The 14,516-nt window shown below is 71.1% G+C and carries 18 protein-coding genes; 2 read left to right on the plus strand and 16 right to left on the minus strand.

Annotated elements, in window-relative coordinates:
• Nucleotides 1–40: 40 nt before the first annotated feature.
• The 16 genes from ABZ915_RS36105 to ABZ915_RS36180 all read right to left on the minus strand — a co-directional run bounded on the left by ABZ915_RS36105 (nucleotide 41) and on the right by ABZ915_RS36180 (nucleotide 12,468).
• Nucleotides 41–583: a DUF4158 domain-containing protein gene (locus ABZ915_RS36105; RefSeq protein ID WP_361812225.1), complete on the minus strand. Its 543-nt coding sequence runs from the start codon at nucleotides 581–583 to the stop codon at nucleotides 41–43.
• Between the two features lie 78 nt (nucleotides 584–661).
• Entirely contained in the window at nucleotides 662–1,264 is a 603-nt protein-coding gene (locus tag ABZ915_RS36110; protein ID WP_361812228.1) for a hypothetical protein, read from the minus strand.
• Between the two features lie 8 nt (nucleotides 1,265–1,272).
• On the minus strand, nucleotides 1,273–1,890 hold the full coding sequence (locus ABZ915_RS36115) for a hypothetical protein (protein ID WP_361812231.1): 618 nt from the start codon (nucleotides 1,888–1,890) through the stop codon (nucleotides 1,273–1,275).
• Nucleotides 1,887–3,227 carry a hypothetical protein gene (locus ABZ915_RS36120; RefSeq protein WP_361812234.1) on the minus strand — a complete coding sequence of 447 codons (1,341 nt, stop codon included), beginning with the start codon at nucleotides 3,225–3,227 and terminating at the stop codon, nucleotides 1,887–1,889. Before ABZ915_RS36120 ends, ABZ915_RS36115 begins: the two co-directional genes overlap by 4 nt.
• A gap of 19 nt (nucleotides 3,228–3,246) precedes the next feature.
• Complete coding sequence (locus tag ABZ915_RS36125) at nucleotides 3,247–4,674, minus strand: hypothetical protein (protein WP_361812237.1); 1,428 nt, start codon at nucleotides 4,672–4,674, stop codon at nucleotides 3,247–3,249.
• Nucleotides 4,671–4,994 (minus strand): hypothetical protein, encoded by a 324-nt coding sequence (locus ABZ915_RS36130; RefSeq protein ID WP_361812240.1) that lies wholly within the window; start codon nucleotides 4,992–4,994, stop codon nucleotides 4,671–4,673. Before ABZ915_RS36130 ends, ABZ915_RS36125 begins: the two co-directional genes overlap by 4 nt.
• A gap of 174 nt (nucleotides 4,995–5,168) precedes the next feature.
• On the minus strand, nucleotides 5,169–5,891 hold the full coding sequence (locus ABZ915_RS36135; protein ID WP_361812242.1) for a hypothetical protein: 723 nt from the start codon (nucleotides 5,889–5,891) through the stop codon (nucleotides 5,169–5,171).
• A gap of 3 nt (nucleotides 5,892–5,894) precedes the next feature.
• Nucleotides 5,895–6,311 (minus strand): pilus assembly protein TadG-related protein, encoded by a 417-nt coding sequence (locus ABZ915_RS36140; protein ID WP_361812510.1) that lies wholly within the window; start codon nucleotides 6,309–6,311, stop codon nucleotides 5,895–5,897.
• Between the two features lie 50 nt (nucleotides 6,312–6,361).
• Nucleotides 6,362–6,808, minus strand: coding sequence for a TadE/TadG family type IV pilus assembly protein (locus ABZ915_RS36145; RefSeq protein ID WP_361812245.1), 447 nt, complete (start codon nucleotides 6,806–6,808; stop codon nucleotides 6,362–6,364).
• On the minus strand, nucleotides 6,809–7,255 hold the full coding sequence (locus ABZ915_RS36150; RefSeq protein ID WP_361812512.1) for a TadE family protein: 447 nt from the start codon (nucleotides 7,253–7,255) through the stop codon (nucleotides 6,809–6,811).
• A 52-nt stretch (nucleotides 7,256–7,307) separates the two neighbouring features.
• Nucleotides 7,308–7,559 (minus strand): hypothetical protein, encoded by a 252-nt coding sequence (locus tag ABZ915_RS36155; protein WP_132856459.1) that lies wholly within the window; start codon nucleotides 7,557–7,559, stop codon nucleotides 7,308–7,310.
• 97 nt (nucleotides 7,560–7,656) lie between these two features.
• Nucleotides 7,657–8,577 (minus strand): type II secretion system F family protein, encoded by a 921-nt coding sequence (locus tag ABZ915_RS36160; protein ID WP_361812248.1) that lies wholly within the window; start codon nucleotides 8,575–8,577, stop codon nucleotides 7,657–7,659.
• Nucleotides 8,574–9,569, minus strand: coding sequence for a type II secretion system F family protein (locus tag ABZ915_RS36165; protein ID WP_361812251.1), 996 nt, complete (start codon nucleotides 9,567–9,569; stop codon nucleotides 8,574–8,576). The genes ABZ915_RS36160 and ABZ915_RS36165 overlap by 4 nt, the downstream gene beginning before the upstream one ends.
• Nucleotides 9,570–9,574: 5 nt before the next feature.
• Nucleotides 9,575–10,882 carry an ATPase, T2SS/T4P/T4SS family gene (locus tag ABZ915_RS36170; RefSeq protein ID WP_361812254.1) on the minus strand — a complete coding sequence of 436 codons (1,308 nt, stop codon included), beginning with the start codon at nucleotides 10,880–10,882 and terminating at the stop codon, nucleotides 9,575–9,577.
• Nucleotides 10,879–11,718 (minus strand): hypothetical protein, encoded by an 840-nt coding sequence (locus ABZ915_RS36175; protein WP_361812257.1) that lies wholly within the window; start codon nucleotides 11,716–11,718, stop codon nucleotides 10,879–10,881. The genes ABZ915_RS36170 and ABZ915_RS36175 overlap by 4 nt, the downstream gene beginning before the upstream one ends.
• Nucleotides 11,719–11,736: 18 nt before the next feature.
• Nucleotides 11,737–12,468: a hypothetical protein gene (locus tag ABZ915_RS36180; protein WP_361812260.1), complete on the minus strand. Its 732-nt coding sequence runs from the start codon at nucleotides 12,466–12,468 to the stop codon at nucleotides 11,737–11,739.
• Between the two features lie 285 nt (nucleotides 12,469–12,753).
• Between ABZ915_RS36180 and ABZ915_RS36185 the strand changes: the two genes are divergently transcribed.
• Together ABZ915_RS36185 and ABZ915_RS36190 are read left to right on the plus strand one after the other, a co-directional pair.
• The gene (locus ABZ915_RS36185) at nucleotides 12,754–13,680 is read left to right on the plus strand and encodes a hypothetical protein (RefSeq protein WP_361812263.1); all 927 of its coding nucleotides are present in this window, start codon (nucleotides 12,754–12,756) and stop codon (nucleotides 13,678–13,680) included.
• Nucleotides 13,681–13,770: 90 nt separating this feature from the next.
• Nucleotides 13,771–14,496 (plus strand): hypothetical protein, encoded by a 726-nt coding sequence (locus ABZ915_RS36190; protein ID WP_361812266.1) that lies wholly within the window; start codon nucleotides 13,771–13,773, stop codon nucleotides 14,494–14,496.
• Nucleotides 14,497–14,516 lie beyond the last annotated feature (20 nt).

Raw genomic sequence — 14,516 nt, forward strand, 5'->3', positions numbered from 1 at the left:
GCGCAAACGCCCCTGTTCTCCCGAAGCTGCGGCGAAGTGACTAGTAGCTCTCTGTGATCAGAGTGACGCTTGGTGAGGGTGCGCGAGGCGGGGTCCGGGTACCTCGCCGACCTGGAGAGCGGCGAAGTCGGCGTGGGCCTGTTCGACGGCTTCGGGGTACGCATCGCGCTTGGCGTGCTCGGCGAGCGCCCGGTGGACGCTCGCGGACCGGACACAGCTCGGTCGCCAGCCACGCGGCCAGCCGGTCCTGGTCCTCCTCGGTGTTCGCCCGGAACCCGTATGCCGCCCGGATCTCGCCCCGATGCCGCTGGATCGCCTTGCTCTGCCAGTCGTACTCCGCCCACGCTCCGGCCGGGACCTTCACCTGCCGGGCCACGTAATCCACCGCGGCAGCCGGCACCTCCTTGGCTGACTCCGGAAACCGGGCCTCCACCTCGAAGGACTTCAGCAACAGCGCGAACCCCAGCCGGGTCGCCCCGGACTTGTTCCGCACCCGCTTCATGCCGTCTTCCAGCAGCGTCCAGACCTCGGTCAGGTCCTCCTCAACGAGGCGCCCAGCCAGGAGAAACGAGGACCAGGGCAATCACACAGAGCTGCATGTGCGTTCGCCGTAGCCATACGAGAACAGGGCCTCATAAGTCACCTCCGCAACAAGTGACCGTCACACCGTCAGCGTCCCCGCAATGTCGTCCCCCATCTTCTCCACCGGCTCGTCCAGGACCGCCTCCGTCCACGAGAACATCAGCGTGAGGGCCGTGCGCATGCCGTCGGGGCGGACGGCGTAGAAGAGGGAGCGGACCACCGGGCGGGAGCCCAGGAGGCGTTTCTTCTCGGCGATGAAGTTCTGGCGGATGCGGACGGCGTCACCCAGGGGGAGGCGGACCTCTCGGATGTCCGGGGCGCCGAAGTCGTCGACCGTCATGCGCTCGGCCAGCAGGGCGAGGGTGATCTCCGGGTACTCCGCGTCGGGGTGGATCGCGTCGAGTTCGAGGCCGGCCGCCATGAAGTCGTAGCCGCTGAGGTAGAGGCCGAAGGCGCCCAGCGGGGAGCGGGTACGGCTGTCCGCCGCCGCGCGCTTCAGGCTTCGGGTGAGGAGCCGGGCGTCGCCCCGCTTGCCCGCGCGCGCGTACCGGGCGACGAGTTCGTCCGCCTGGTTGCGGGCCCAGTAGTCGAGGGGCACGGTGTCGGTGACCGGGAACGGTACCCAGTCCTCCGAGCATTCCAGGCCGAGGTTCGAGAGATCGTCGGCGTCGGCGTCCGTCATCGGGTTCCTCATTCCGTCCAGGTCAGCGAGCCGGCGATCGCGTCGAAGAGTTCCGCCATCGCGTCCGCTATGGGTTCCAGGGGCGTCGAGAAGGTGAGCAGCAGGAACGCCGTCGTGCCGGGGACGGGGACGTGGTACTCGACGGAGACCGAGCGGTGTGACTCGTTCGGGGCGGAGGCGTCCGCGTCCGGTTCCGGCTGGGTCGTCAGTCGGCGCACGCGTACCGCCTCGCCCGACGGCAGTTCCTCTGTGCTCACCGTCGCCTCGCCGCCGTCGGCCGCCAAGGCTTGAGCGAGCGCCTGCGCCGGGAGCGGCTGCGGGTGCTGGAGCGGGGCCAAGGTGACCAGCAGGGACGCGGGGATGGTGAAGGGACCCACCTGCTGGAGGCTGAGGTACAGCTCCACGCCTCCGCTGCGGGCCGCCTTCGCCGACCGGCGGCGCAGGTCCTTGCGGAGGTCGTCCTTGAGGTGGGGCGCGTTGTCGATGCCCTGGAACTGGCGCTCCACCAGCGCGTCTATGGACCTCTCCCGCTCCTCGGGGGGATCCAGAACTATGCGGAACCAGCCGTCCGGCAGGAGCAGGCGGTAGTCGCGGGGAGGGCCGGACTCATGGGCGGCTGTGGTCATGCGGCTTGCTCCGTGCGGGTGCGGGCCCCGGGACTCGGGCGGTCCAGGCGGGTGCGGCTGGTGAGTTGGTGGAGGGCGTACGGGATCGCCTGGAGTACGGCTCCCAGGGCGCCCAGGGTTAGCGCGGTGGCCCCGGCACCCGCCCCGGGGTGCGCGTCCTCGATCCGTATCCCCCATGTCAGGGAGAAGAAGGAGCCCAGCGCCATCACCGCCGTGGACGACACCCCGGCGATCGTGCCCGGGAAGCGGGAGACGGCGCGTGCCGTGCTCGCCGAGTCGGGGATCGGGCGGGAGCCCAGTACCGGTGTCTTCGGCCACGTGCCCTTGCCGCTCAGGCTGCGCTCGGTCACGTGCAGGCGGGTGGAGCGGCGCAGTCGGGACCAGCCGTCCGCACCGCCCTCCCCCGCGAACCAGGGGCCCCAGGGGAGCACCGCGCGCACCTGGTCGCCGGGGCCCCGGAGTTCGGCCCCGACGGGCGCTCCGGCGCGGTCGCGGACGAGGGTCAGGGTCGTCAGGGCGTGCGGTCCGGTCAGGGGGAACCAGTACTCCTGTCCGCCCAGGTCCCGGAGGACCAGGTCCCTTTCCTGCACGCGCAGTTCGGCCCGTTCGCGGAATCGCGGCGTGGCGCCCGCGTCCTCGGCCGGCGCCGGTCCGATCCGCTCCCGTACCACGGGGTCGTACCGCCGCAGCCGCCACCGCGTCCACGCCCGCAGCGCCAGCCGTGCCACCGGGGCGACGAACGCGGCGACGGCGGATACGAGGACGAGGGCCGGGCGCTCGGAGCCGGAGAAGACGATCAGTGTGAAGGTCACGAACCAGACGGCTCCGGCCAGCAGCCGCGTCGTCCAGTACCAGGACGGGAAGGCCTTCCCCGGGCCGAGGTTCCGGGTCCTGCGAGTAAGTCCCCCGGCGCCCCTGGCGACCCGCGGGTCCTTCCAGTCCCGTACGACATGGATCGGGATGCCCGCCGACCTCAGCAGGTGCGTGACACCGGTGCGGGCGAGCAGTTGCTCCCCCTGCACCGACCGTTTCGGCAGTACGGGGGATTCCGGGAGCCAGTCCTCGATGGCGAACCGGCCGATCAACGTGCCGCGTCCGTCCTGGAGTTGGACCTCGCCCCAGGAGCCCGAGATCGTCGGGCCCATGCGCTCCCCCCGGTCCTGCCCGGCCGTGTCGATGAACACCGCCCGCTCGATCCCGGCCAGGCGGAGGGTCCGGGTGCGGGTGCGCAGCACCAGTTCGCCGTTCTCCACGTGGAGCCGGGAGCGGTGGCAGAGTTCCAGGCCGGGTCCGCGCGAGCCGGCGGGTCTGAGGGCGAGGGCGGGCTCCGAGGTCATACGGGCACCTCGTTCGGGGTCATCCGGTGGCCCTGTCGTAGAGGGACGTCACCGTGCCGTACGCCCCCTCCGCGCCCGCCGCGACGCCCGTGGCCGTGGCACCCGCCCACACGTGGGTCTGGCCGGAGAAGTTGCTCATCGCCCGGCCGACGTCAGGCATGTCCTTCGCGGCCTGGGAGATGCCGTCGAGTTCGGCGGCGGACCTGGCCAGTTCCGGGTCGAGGGTGCCCGCAGAGCGCGGCGCGGCCAGGCCCTTGGCGCCGTCGCGCCACGCCTGACCGGAGAACGCCCTCCCGATCGACTTCACGCCGTCGGCGGTGTCCCGGTAGATGGCGACCGGACTGACCCCTTCCCTGAGGTTGCTCCAGGTGAAGACCTTCCCCTTCGGCATGTTCGCCAGCGCCTCGGCCGCCTGCCTGCCCCGTACCGACCCCTGGGCCCCGGCGTTGGCGATCTTCCACGCCTTGTTGGTCTTGGCGCCGGCGGCCACCGCCTCCCGGTAGAGGTTGCCGCGCACCAGCGCCTTGGTGCCCGCGGCCGCTCCCCTCGCCCCGGACATCGCCGCCCGCCCGATCCCGAACGTCGCGAGGCCCACCGCGTCCAGGATGACCGACTTCCAGCTGCCCTCGCCGCCGAGCGCGAGCACCAGGTCGGTCGCGAACGCGACGACGCTCGCCGCCAGCGCGACCGCGTTGGCGACGGCGGCGATGGCCTGCCCGATGACGGGGATCCAGCCGAGCGCGAGGGCCGCCACGCCCGCCCAGAGCGCGATACGGCCCGCCCACTTCGATATCTGGGTCAGCCAACCGGCGTTGTCGTGCACCCAGTTCTTGAACTTGTCCGTCCAGCCGTCCTTGAGGCCGTCGCCCTCGATGACGTCGTGGATGGCGTCTGCGGCCAGCCCGGCGGCCCGGTCGCGGATGCCCTTCGCGGCTTCCAGCGCGTCCTGGGCGGCGGACAGCGCGGAGGACGCCTGCTCCTTGCGGTGCTGGTACTTCTTGGTGTCCGGGTCGTCCTTCGGGGTGTCGTGGGGCTGCCCGTCCAGTGCCTTCTGGGCGGAGCCGAGATCACCGTGGGCGGCCTCCGCGTCCTGGAGCGCCTTGTCGGCCATCTGCTGGGCGCGGTGCAGTTCGGAGGCGTACTCGTTGCTGCACACCCCGTCGCGTACCTGGGTGCCGAGGGCGGCCGCGGCCTCGTCGTACCGCTTGAACGCCCTGCGCAGCTTGTCGCCCGCCCCGTCGGCGGCGCCGCGGAACTCGGTGGCGGTCTTGCTCTTCCAGTTCTCCACCGAGGCCAGCGCCTTGATCTCGCGGGCCTCCTTCTCGATGGCCTCGGCCGTCCTGCGCAACTGGCGTCCGAGGGCGGCCACTTCCTCCGGGTCACCGGGGACCGGGTCGGAGGTCTCGTCGAGCACCGCCCAGCGCTGGGCGGCGGGGCGGGCGCTCACTTCCCCGCCCCCTTGCCCTCTTTGCCGGCCTTGTCGGCCTTCCTGAGGGCCTCGGCGAGCTCGTGGTCGAGCTTCTCGTACGAGTCCGCGGCCGTCTTGGTGATCCCGGCGAGCTTCTCCAGCTCCTCGGTGAGTTTCCCGCGGTGGATCTTCCAGTTGCTGCCGAACTTCTCGAAGGCGTCCAGGAGTTTCTGCGAGCCGATCTCGGCGACGCCGTACCCTTCGGCGGGGTTGGCCCGCTCGGCGAAGGTGTCCCTGATGCGGGTCAGCGCCCTGGAACACTCCTTGATCCGGTCGATGTCCGCCTGCTGATCACTCACGCGTACGTCTCCCCCGTCCCCGTGTCACCGGGCGCAGCATCCGTTTCCGGTCATCAGACCGGCCAGCCTGCCCGGGGCGGGTAAGGAGCCGGGGCCTCAAGGTGTGAGAAGGGTAAGAAATTCTTGGCACCTCGCGCCTGCCGGGCACCGCGATCACCACAGGGAGCAGCCCTGTCAGCCCTTGGTGCCCTCCCGTACCACGGCCAGCGCGAGCGCAAGTCGGCGGTCCAGCCAGCTCGCCCGGGGGTGGTACGTCCTGATGTCCTCGAGGTACCGGCAGACCAGCGCCTCGGGTTCGGCCTCGCCCTCCGCGCGCCAGGTGACCGGCCAGCCCTCGTTCGACGGCCCGCGCCGGGCGTCGCCCTCCACGCCGAGGCTGAGGACGGAGTCGACGACGCCGCCGACCACCGCGCCCGCGCCGCGCACCACCTTCTCCTTGCCGCGCGCCGCGATGTCCTTGGCGCTGCCCCGCGCCCAGTTGTAGCGGGCCACGATGTCCGGCCGGCCGGGCTGCCGGAGCCACCAGCCGTGCTGGACGGCCCGTTTGGCGGGCGGGGTGCGGAGCAGGAGGCCCAGTTCGGTGCCGGCGGCGTCCGTCACGCGGTAGCGGGCGCCCGACTTCTCCGGCGTCAGGGAGCACAGGAGCGTTTCCGGCCGCGTGGCGTCGTACAGCTCGTACGCGGGCTGCTCTGCCCCGTCGGCCACCAGCAGCACGGCCGGGGCGAAGTACCGTACGCCCTCGTGCGTCGTGGCCGCCCGGACCGCGCGCTCGCCCTTCACCGGCTTGCGGGTGAGCGTGCCCGGACGCAGGACGTCGGTCACGGTGAACCAGGGCGTGCCGTCCCAGGGGACCGGGGGGATCTCCGGTTCGGGCCTGTGGCGTGCGAACAGCGCCACGGGTCAGCCGACCTCGTTCTCGGCGGTCGCCCGGCCGTGCACCACGACGTTCCCGCCGTAGAACATGCCGGTGAACACCGGCTCGTACGTCAACTGGACCTCGACCTCGACCCGCTGGGCGTCGGCGGCCACGCAGTGGGTCGCGGCGATGTCCGCGCCGCTCATGTCCATCTCGCGGGCGAAGCTCTTCACCCGGGCGTCGCACTCGTCGGACTTGATGGGCGCGGCGCCGCCCGCGTCGCCGTAGAGGGCTTCCTTGTCGATGTCCTGGGCGGCGTAGCGGGCCGCCTGTTCCGCGATGTCGGCGGCGCGTTCGCGCTTGGAGATGGACAGGCCGCCGTCGATCACGAACGCGGCGAGGGAGATGAAGACCAGGGCGAAGATGATCACCGCGCCGGCGCCGGAGCCGCGGTCGTCCATGCGCGTCAGGCGCGAACGCCACCAGGCCCGTACCGCGTTGGCCACATTGCTCACGCCGTCCTCCGGAACGGGTCCAGCGGGGAACTGAAGCTCGCCGACAGCCGCGTCGGGACGTCCAGGCCCAGCATCGCCAGGCCTCGCACCTGGCAGCTGACCTCGACCGTGAAGATGGTGTCGGGTGCGAAGCCCTGGCTGGTCTGGACGACGGACACCGGGCCGGAGCACACGTCCGACAGGTCCGCCTCGGCCGCCTTGCGGGCCTCGGCCATCGCCGTGCCGTGGTCCTTCTGGATGGAGCCCGCGCGGGCCGCGTCACGCGCGGCACCGTCCAAGGCTCCCCGGCCGTCGACCAGTTGACCGAAGGCCACCAGGACCAGGATGAACATGATCATCACCGGGGCGAGGATGACGACCTCGACGGTCGACAGGCCCCGGTCCCCGTCCTCACCCGTGAGACGCTCGCGCACGGAGGTGAGGTCCACGGAGGTGAAGTCCATCTAGTTCTCCCCCTCCTTCACGAACCGCTCCACCGGCCCCGACGACTGCGCGTGCACCGTCAGATCCAGCCCGGGGAACACCGTCGGCACCCGTGCGGTGATCTCCACGCCGACCGTGTGCTGCTCCGGCTGGAGCATCGTCACGTTCGGGGAGAGCACGAGCTGCGGGCCCAGTTGGCGGATGTAGGAGTCGACGACGTCCTGTGCCTCACCGCGCCACCCGCCGGGCTGTTCGTCGGCCGTGGCGCGGGCCTTGCGGGCGCCGGCCTGGGCGGCCGCCTGGGCCACGTGGTCGGCGAAGAAGTACAGCGCGAACTGCACCGTCGCGAAGATCATGAAGAAGAGGACGGGGGTGAGCAGCACGAACTCGATCGCGGTCATGCCGGAATCACCGGCCCGCCCGCGCGCGGCCTCCGTCCGGCGGCGCGCCCATCTGCCCACGCCCATGAACAACCCCGTCATCCCCGTCTTGTCGTACCCGTGATCAGCTGATCGCGGATCAGCAGGTCTTGCTCGCGCTCGCACCCTTGATGCAGTCGCCGACCTTGTTGGCACCGTCGCTCAGCGCGGTGTTGATGATCGCGGCCACCACGCCGACGATCGCGACGACGACCGCGGAGATGATGACCCACTCCACCGCGGAGGCACCGCGGTCGAGTTCGCCGGAGCGGGCGCGCTGCACGCGGCCCTGGAAGAAGGTGACCAGGAAATCCACCGCCGGGATCCCGGTGCTGAAGTTCCGTCCGTTCACAGGTCCGTTCACCGGTCCGTCCACGAGTCCGTTCACGCGTTCTTTCATGATGAGTTGTCCTCTCTGGACAGCAGTTGGCAGAAGTTCGGGAATCGGCTCACACCTGGAACACCCGCATCGCCGCCGGGAAGATAAGGAACACCAGAAAGCCGGCGCACAGCAGCAGCTGGGCGACGAGCATCGACTGTGACTTCTCGCCCGCGCTGCCCTCGATCTCGGCCAGCTCGCGGTGGCGCATCGTCTCGGCGCGGGAGGCGAGGGACTCGCGGACCTTGGCGCCGTCGTCGGCCACCAGGGCCAGCGACGCGGAGAGGTCCTTGAGCTCCTCCACGCCCAGCTCCTCGCCGAGCGCGCCCAGCGCCTGCCACTGGCTGACACCGGTGATACGGGCGTCGGCGAGGGCGTTGCGGATGCGCTGGTTGGCCCAGCCGTCGGAGACCTCGGCCGCGGCCATCAGGGCCTCGGGCAGGCCCCGGCCGCCGGCCAGGCTCATCGAGACCAGGTCCAGATAGGCGCCGATGACCCGGCGCAGGTCCCGCCGCTTGTCGGCCGCGTCCCGCCGTACCTCCAGGTCGGGCAGGAAGAAGAACAGGGCACCGCAGAGCAGCGCCAGCCAGACCGGGATGACCGGGCTGCGGCTGAAGCCGAGCGTCCAGACCACCGCGAACAGGAACGGGCCGAAGAACAGTCCGGCCGTGGCCAGCAGCACCTTCGTCGCCAGGAAGTTCTCCCAGCTGCGGTCCAGGACCGCGAGGTCGGCGCGCAGCGAGCGCTGCTCCCAGCCCTGCTGGAGATAGAACTCGCTGACGCGTGCGCCGACTTCGGCCCGCAGCGAGCCGATGCGGCCGGTGTCCTTGGCCTGGCGGGCGGATTCGTACGCCGCTCCGCGCGCCCGCATCGCGTCGATCCGCGCGACCTGCGCGACCGCGCTGCGCTTGGTCGGCATCAGGGCGCGGACGAGGGCGTAGACGCCCAGGCCGAAGATCACGCCGACGACGATCGGCATCGTCAGGTTCACCGGCGTACACCTTCCTCCGGCTGGGACGGTTGCAGCGGCTGCTGGGCGGGCGTCCGGGGCCGTACGAACTGCACCCCGGACTGGTCGCGCACCAGGAAGCGCTCCGGCGTCTCGATCGTGGACAGCTTGCGCAGCCACCAGAAGCCGAGTGCGAACAGGCCGCAGACGACGGCGAGGACGAGCTGGCCGACCGGGCTGCTGTACGGGGCCACGAAGTCGCGGTTGAAGACGGCGAGGCCGAGGACGAACGCGACGGAGACCGCCACGACGATCTGCACCGAGCGCCGGGTCGAGGCCCGCTGGGCCATCACGCGCTGGCGCATGTCGACCTCCTCGCGCGCCGACTTGGCCAGGGCGCCCAGTACCTGGCGCAGACCGGGGCCGCGCAGCCGGGCGTTGAGCATGAGCGCGGCGACGATGATGTCCGCCGAGGCGTCGTCGATCTCGTCGGCGAGGTGCTGGAGCGCGTCGGGCAGGGGCGTACGGGCCCGCAACCGGTCGACGAGCGCGTCGAGATGGGGGCGCAGTACGGGGGCCGCGGCCCGCGCGGAGGCCGGGATGGCCTGCTCCAGGCCGACCGCGCCCGCGATGGTGTCGCGCAGGGACTCGGTCCAGGAGGCGAGGGCCTCGACGCGGCGCATGCCCGCCCGCTCCTCCGCCGCGCCGCCGAAGAGCCGGTCCCAGAAGAAGACGAGGACGCCCGCCGCGATGCCGGCCACCGCCCAGCGGGTCAGCAGCAGCACGGCGAGCCCGACGATGGCGGCGAGCGAGCCGCGCTGCCCGGCGAACCGGATCAGTTCCGCCGCCCGCTCGTTGGCCTTGTGCTTCTCGTGCTCGGGCTTGGCGGGCAGGCCGCGGATGGCGATCAGGAGCAGCGCGAGGCCGCCGCCCGCCGCCACGCCGGAGCCGATCGAGTACAGGACGGTGGTGGAGAACAGCCCGCCCAGGGAGCCGATCGAGCCGAGGGCCTCGTACGTCATGGTGCTCGTCATGCCGCTCACCCCCAGCTTCCGTGGGGCTGGTAGCCGTAGGCCATCAGGTCCTCCAGGCAGGCTATGGGGGCGTGCGGGACGATGCGTCCGTCGGGGGCCTCGGCGAACACCTCGCTGGACAGCACCCGGCCGTCGACGCCGTTGACCTCGCGCACGGAGGTGACCATGCGCTGGAGGCGGCCGCCCGTCTGGTAGTTGTTGCGCCGCTGGATGAAGACGACGAAGTTCACCGCGCCCGCGATCAGCATCTGGCTGGCCTCGATGGGCAGCCGCTCGGAGGCCTGCAACGCGTACGTGGAGATACGGTTGAACACCTCGCTGGAGCTGTTCGCGTGGATCGTCGACAAGGAGCCGTCGTTGCCCTGCGACATCGCGTTGAGCATGGTCACGATCTCGTCGCCGAGGACCTCACCGACGATGACCCGGGAGGGGTTCATACGGAGGCTGCGGCGGACGAGTTCCGCCATGCTGATGGTGCCCTGACCCTCGGAGTTGGGCAGCCGCTCCTCGAACGCGACCACGTTGGGGTGCAGATCGGGAAAGGTGTCGAGGCCGAGCTCCAGCGCCCGCTCGACGGTGATGAGCCGCTCGTGCGGCGGGATCTCGTTGGCGAGGGCGCGCAGCAAGGTCGTCTTACCGGCGTTCGTCGCCCCGGCGATCATGATGTTCTTACGGGCGCGCACCGCGCAGGCCATGAAGTGCGCGACCTCGGGCGTCACGGTGCCGTTGCCGACCAGGTCGGAGATGAACACCTTGCCCATGCGCGCGCGGCGGATGGACAGGGCGGGCCGCCGGGCGACGTCCATCACGGCCGACAGACGCGAGCCGTCGGGCAGCCGCAGGTCGAGCTGCGGATTGGCGGAGTCGAACGGACGGGACGACAGACCGGAGTACGCGCCGAGCACCTGGATCAGCTCGATCAGTTCCTCGTCGGTCTCCGCGACCGCCTCGCCCTTCGTCTCCCGCCCGTCCGCATAGCCGACGAAGACCTGGTCGCACCCGTTGATGTCGATGTTCTCGACCTCGGGATCGTCCAGCAGCGGCTGGAGCCGGCCCACTCCGAACAGCGCGGCGTGCACGGCGGCCGCGTACTGCTCCTCGGTCTCCGCGTCCAGCGGCGTACGGCCCGCGTTGATCTCGGCGCGGGCGTACTCCTCCAGGATCTGGGCGATGACCGCGCGGGCGTACTGCCGCTCGTCCTCCGTGGACATCGGCGTGACGCCGGCCGCCTGGTCCTGACGGCGCTGCTCGGCGATACGGTCACCGGCGTCCTGCCGGAACCGCTTGACCAACTGGTGGTCGACAGCGGTCATCGCCCGGCCCCCGCGTGGGGCCCTTGCGCCGGTACGGTCCAGGCGGCGCCGTACTGCTGGTGGAGGTCCGCGGTGACCTTGCGGGCCGAGCGGATGAGCAGGGACTTGTCGAGACGCCCGCGCTTGCGGCCGGCCAACTGGTCGGCGCCGGCCGGGTCGTCCGCGATCGAGCCGACGACCCTGGCGCCGGTCTGGGCGTGCACCAGCATGTCGTTGACCTGGTTGACCAGCTTGCCCGAGCTGCTCGGATCGGCGATCAGCAGCACGCCGATCAGCGGGGTCGCGAGGGTGGCGGCGCCGCGCGGGCCACCGTGCAGCTTGGTGGAGAGGGCGGCGGCACGGTCCCGGACGCGGGCCAGGGCCTCGGGCTCGGTGCGCGAGACGAGCAACACCAGGGCCGCGTGCGGGAACAGCTCCACGGCCGGGGTGTCCCCGCTGGCACGTCCGCAGTCGGCGATGACGTCGGCGGGGGCGTTCGGGGAGTCGGCGAGGGAGGCGAAGGCGTGGCCGAGGGTCGGCCAGAGCCCCGCCAGACCGGCGGCCTGCTCGGCGATGCCGAGCCCGACGAGCACCTCCAGCCCCCCGCTCAACGGCTGAACGTGGTCCCAGAGTTGGTCGGGCACGAGCCCGCGCCGCGCGGTCGCGGCTATGGACAGCATGCCGGTGTTCGGGTTCAGCGGCCCGCCGTGCGCGGCGGCACTGCGGTACACCAGGTCACCGCCCGCCGGGTCGGCCTCCGCGAGCAGCACACGCCGCGGCCAGACCGCCGCGAGGGCGACGGCCGCGGTGGTGACGCCGGGGGAACCCTTGTCGGCGGCGATAGCGATGAGCGCCATGGGGTCGGGTGCCGCCTTCTAGTTACTAGTGCCGTTGCCGTTGCCGGAGACGTGCACGATGGCCACCGCCCCGGCGGACGCGGCACGCGCCACGGCGGCGGCGTCGGACTGGTCGACGAGGAGGGTGAGGGAGAGGTTGCCGGTGCTGATGGTGGCGTCGCTGTCGTCGCTCTTGGTGTTCACGCGAGCGTTGTCGACGATGAGTCCACCGGAGGAGGTGGACGTGGTGCCGCCCGTCTTGTTCGAACTCGAGCTGCTGGTGTCGACGTTGTAGACGGCGACGGTGTCACCGGGCTTGATGTCCGCCGGGTACTGGCCCTCCTTGAGGGCGACACCGACGGATGCCTTGCCGGCCGGGAGGTCGTCGCCCTCCGCGAACATGTCACCGATGACGACGGTGCCCGCGTAGATCGTGCTCTTGGCCTTGAGCTTCTTGAGCAGGCTCAGCTGCTCCCACTTGACGTAGTGGATGCTGCTGTCGTCGGCGACCATGACGGACGTCGTGTTGCCGGTGCCGACGGACTCACCGGGCTGGATGTCCTTGGTCACCTTGATGACCTCGATCCGGTCACCGGCCCGCAGCACGAGCGTCGTGGCCCCGAGCGCACCGAGCAGGATCAACAGCACCGCGAGCGCGGCCAGCGCGGGCTTGCGCTCACGTGGAGGTGTGGGAAGCCGGTCCCCGACCGACGGCTGAGCCGGAGCGACGGAACGACCGGCGCCCGCCCCCGTACGCTCTTGGATCTTCACGCAACCGCTCCCCGTACATCCAAGAAAATGTCTGCCAATTGCCTTGCAAAAGCGGACACTTCACCCCCGGATCCTTTTTGCCGGATACCCAGCGCCGGGGTCAGTGTCAAGCGATCGCACCGTATCAGTCGCGCATAAGCCCCTCAAGGCGCGATCCCACTCCTTGACCTCACTCACCTCAGCATTTCACTCCGCAACTACCTTTCTTCACAAGCCAATTGAACAGCCGAGGCCACAAGGCCAGGGCCCTGTGCGCCAGCGAACGCCCCATGCCATGATCTTCCGGTGACGAGGACACCGACACCACCCGGCCTCCTCCCCCTCAACGGCGCGACGCTGACGGCCGACGCCCGCGTCCTGTCGGCGGTCCGCGCGATCGGGGCACGTTGCGGGGTCGACTACACGGACGACGCGGCGGTGACCGCGCTCCTCACCGAACGCCGCCACGCCCTCGCGGCCGCCCAGCGCGGTCCCTTGGTGTGGCTGGGCGGCCTGACCCTCACGGCCGGCGCGCTCCTGCCCGTCCTCCACCCCGCCCTGCCCGCCCAGGCCGCGAAGGCGGCCCTCCTCGTCGCGGGCCTGCTGCTCGTCATCGCGGTGGCCGCCCTCACCCAGGTCCGCGTCCGCTGGAAGCGGGAGCTGACCCATCCGGCGCTCGCCGGGTACCGCGAGGTACTGGGCGTGGCACGGGCACACGGACTGTCCCTGGAGTACGTCCCCGGGTGGCTGGAGGGGCGGACTTCCGGCACGGGCGGGGAGGGGGGCAGGAAGGCGGCGCCGATTCCCTCGTACGAGGGACTACCGGCGGGCCGCGAAGTCCAGCCGCACGAGCAGGCAACGGAGCCCGCCGACCGGACCGAGCAGGACGAGGCCATCCCACCCCCCGTCCCCCCGAAGCCCCCCGCGGTCACCGCGTACGAGACGATCGCCGACCAGGGCGGCTGGCACGACGAGGCCGGGTGCCTCCTCGTCCTCGCGGGAGGCGCCGGCGCCCTCTGGGCGGCGACCTCTGACGCCCCCGTGGGCTACGGCGCCCTGGCTCTCATCCCCGTAGCGATCCTGATCTGGCTGGCCGGCAGTCGCCAGGGCACCGAGAAGCAACGCCTCCGGGCCGAGGCGGTGGCGTACGTCAGGGCCGTGGTGGCGGCGCAGGCGGGCGGGGCACGGGTGCCGGAACTGTCGGCTGTGCTGCGGAGGTTGCTGGACGAGTAACGTCCGCCGTCCACCCCTCCCCCGACACATACTCACACTCACGCTCACACTCACAACAGAGCCACACAAGAGCCATACAGGAGAAACCCCATGAAGCGGGCCCCGCTTGCTGCTCCCGCCATGACCATGCTGTCCCTCGTCGTGCTCACCGCATGTGGCGGAGCGGCCGACTCGGACGCCGTGGCGGACAAGCCGAAGGCGTCCGTCTCGTCGACGCCTCAGGTGAGCCCGGCCGTGCGGATCGCGAAGCTCATGGTCACCGACGCGGATGTCGACGGTTTCACCGTGCGCAAGCCGACCACCGAGTTCGTCTTCGCCAAGTCCCGGGACGAGGTCACGGTGAACAAGCAGGCATGCGCCTCTCTGGCGTACGCGATGAACCAACTCCCCCTCGGTGACCCGCAGGCGGTCCTCACCCGCGTGGCGGGCGCGAAGGAGTCCGGGGACTTCGACGGTTTCACGTACATCACGCTCGCCGCGTACGGCTCTGACGGAGCGAAAAAGGCCATGGCCGACGTGTCGAAGGCGGTCAAGGCCTGCGCGGGCGGTTTCACGGCCAAGGCGAGCGGCGGCACGACGACCTACGGCTCCGTCACCTCCGAGCAGGTCACCGCCGCCGGCGACGAATCCCTCGGCTTCAAGGCCACGATGTCGTTCCGGGGCGCCACCCACACCATGCACACCGAGGTGGTCCGCAGCGCCGACGTCATCGGTGTCTATTTCTCCGTGAACGGCATCGCCATCGCCAACGCCCGTCCGAGCGACGCCAAGTTGCCCGCTCCGGTGGTGGCGGCGCAGAGCGCGAAGCTGCGGTGAGCCCCCGACTTCTTCGCGAC

Origin of the sequence: Streptomyces sp. NPDC046915 (genome assembly GCF_040644935.1) — a bacterium.
Classification (GTDB): Bacteria; Actinomycetota; Actinomycetes; order Streptomycetales; family Streptomycetaceae; genus Streptomyces.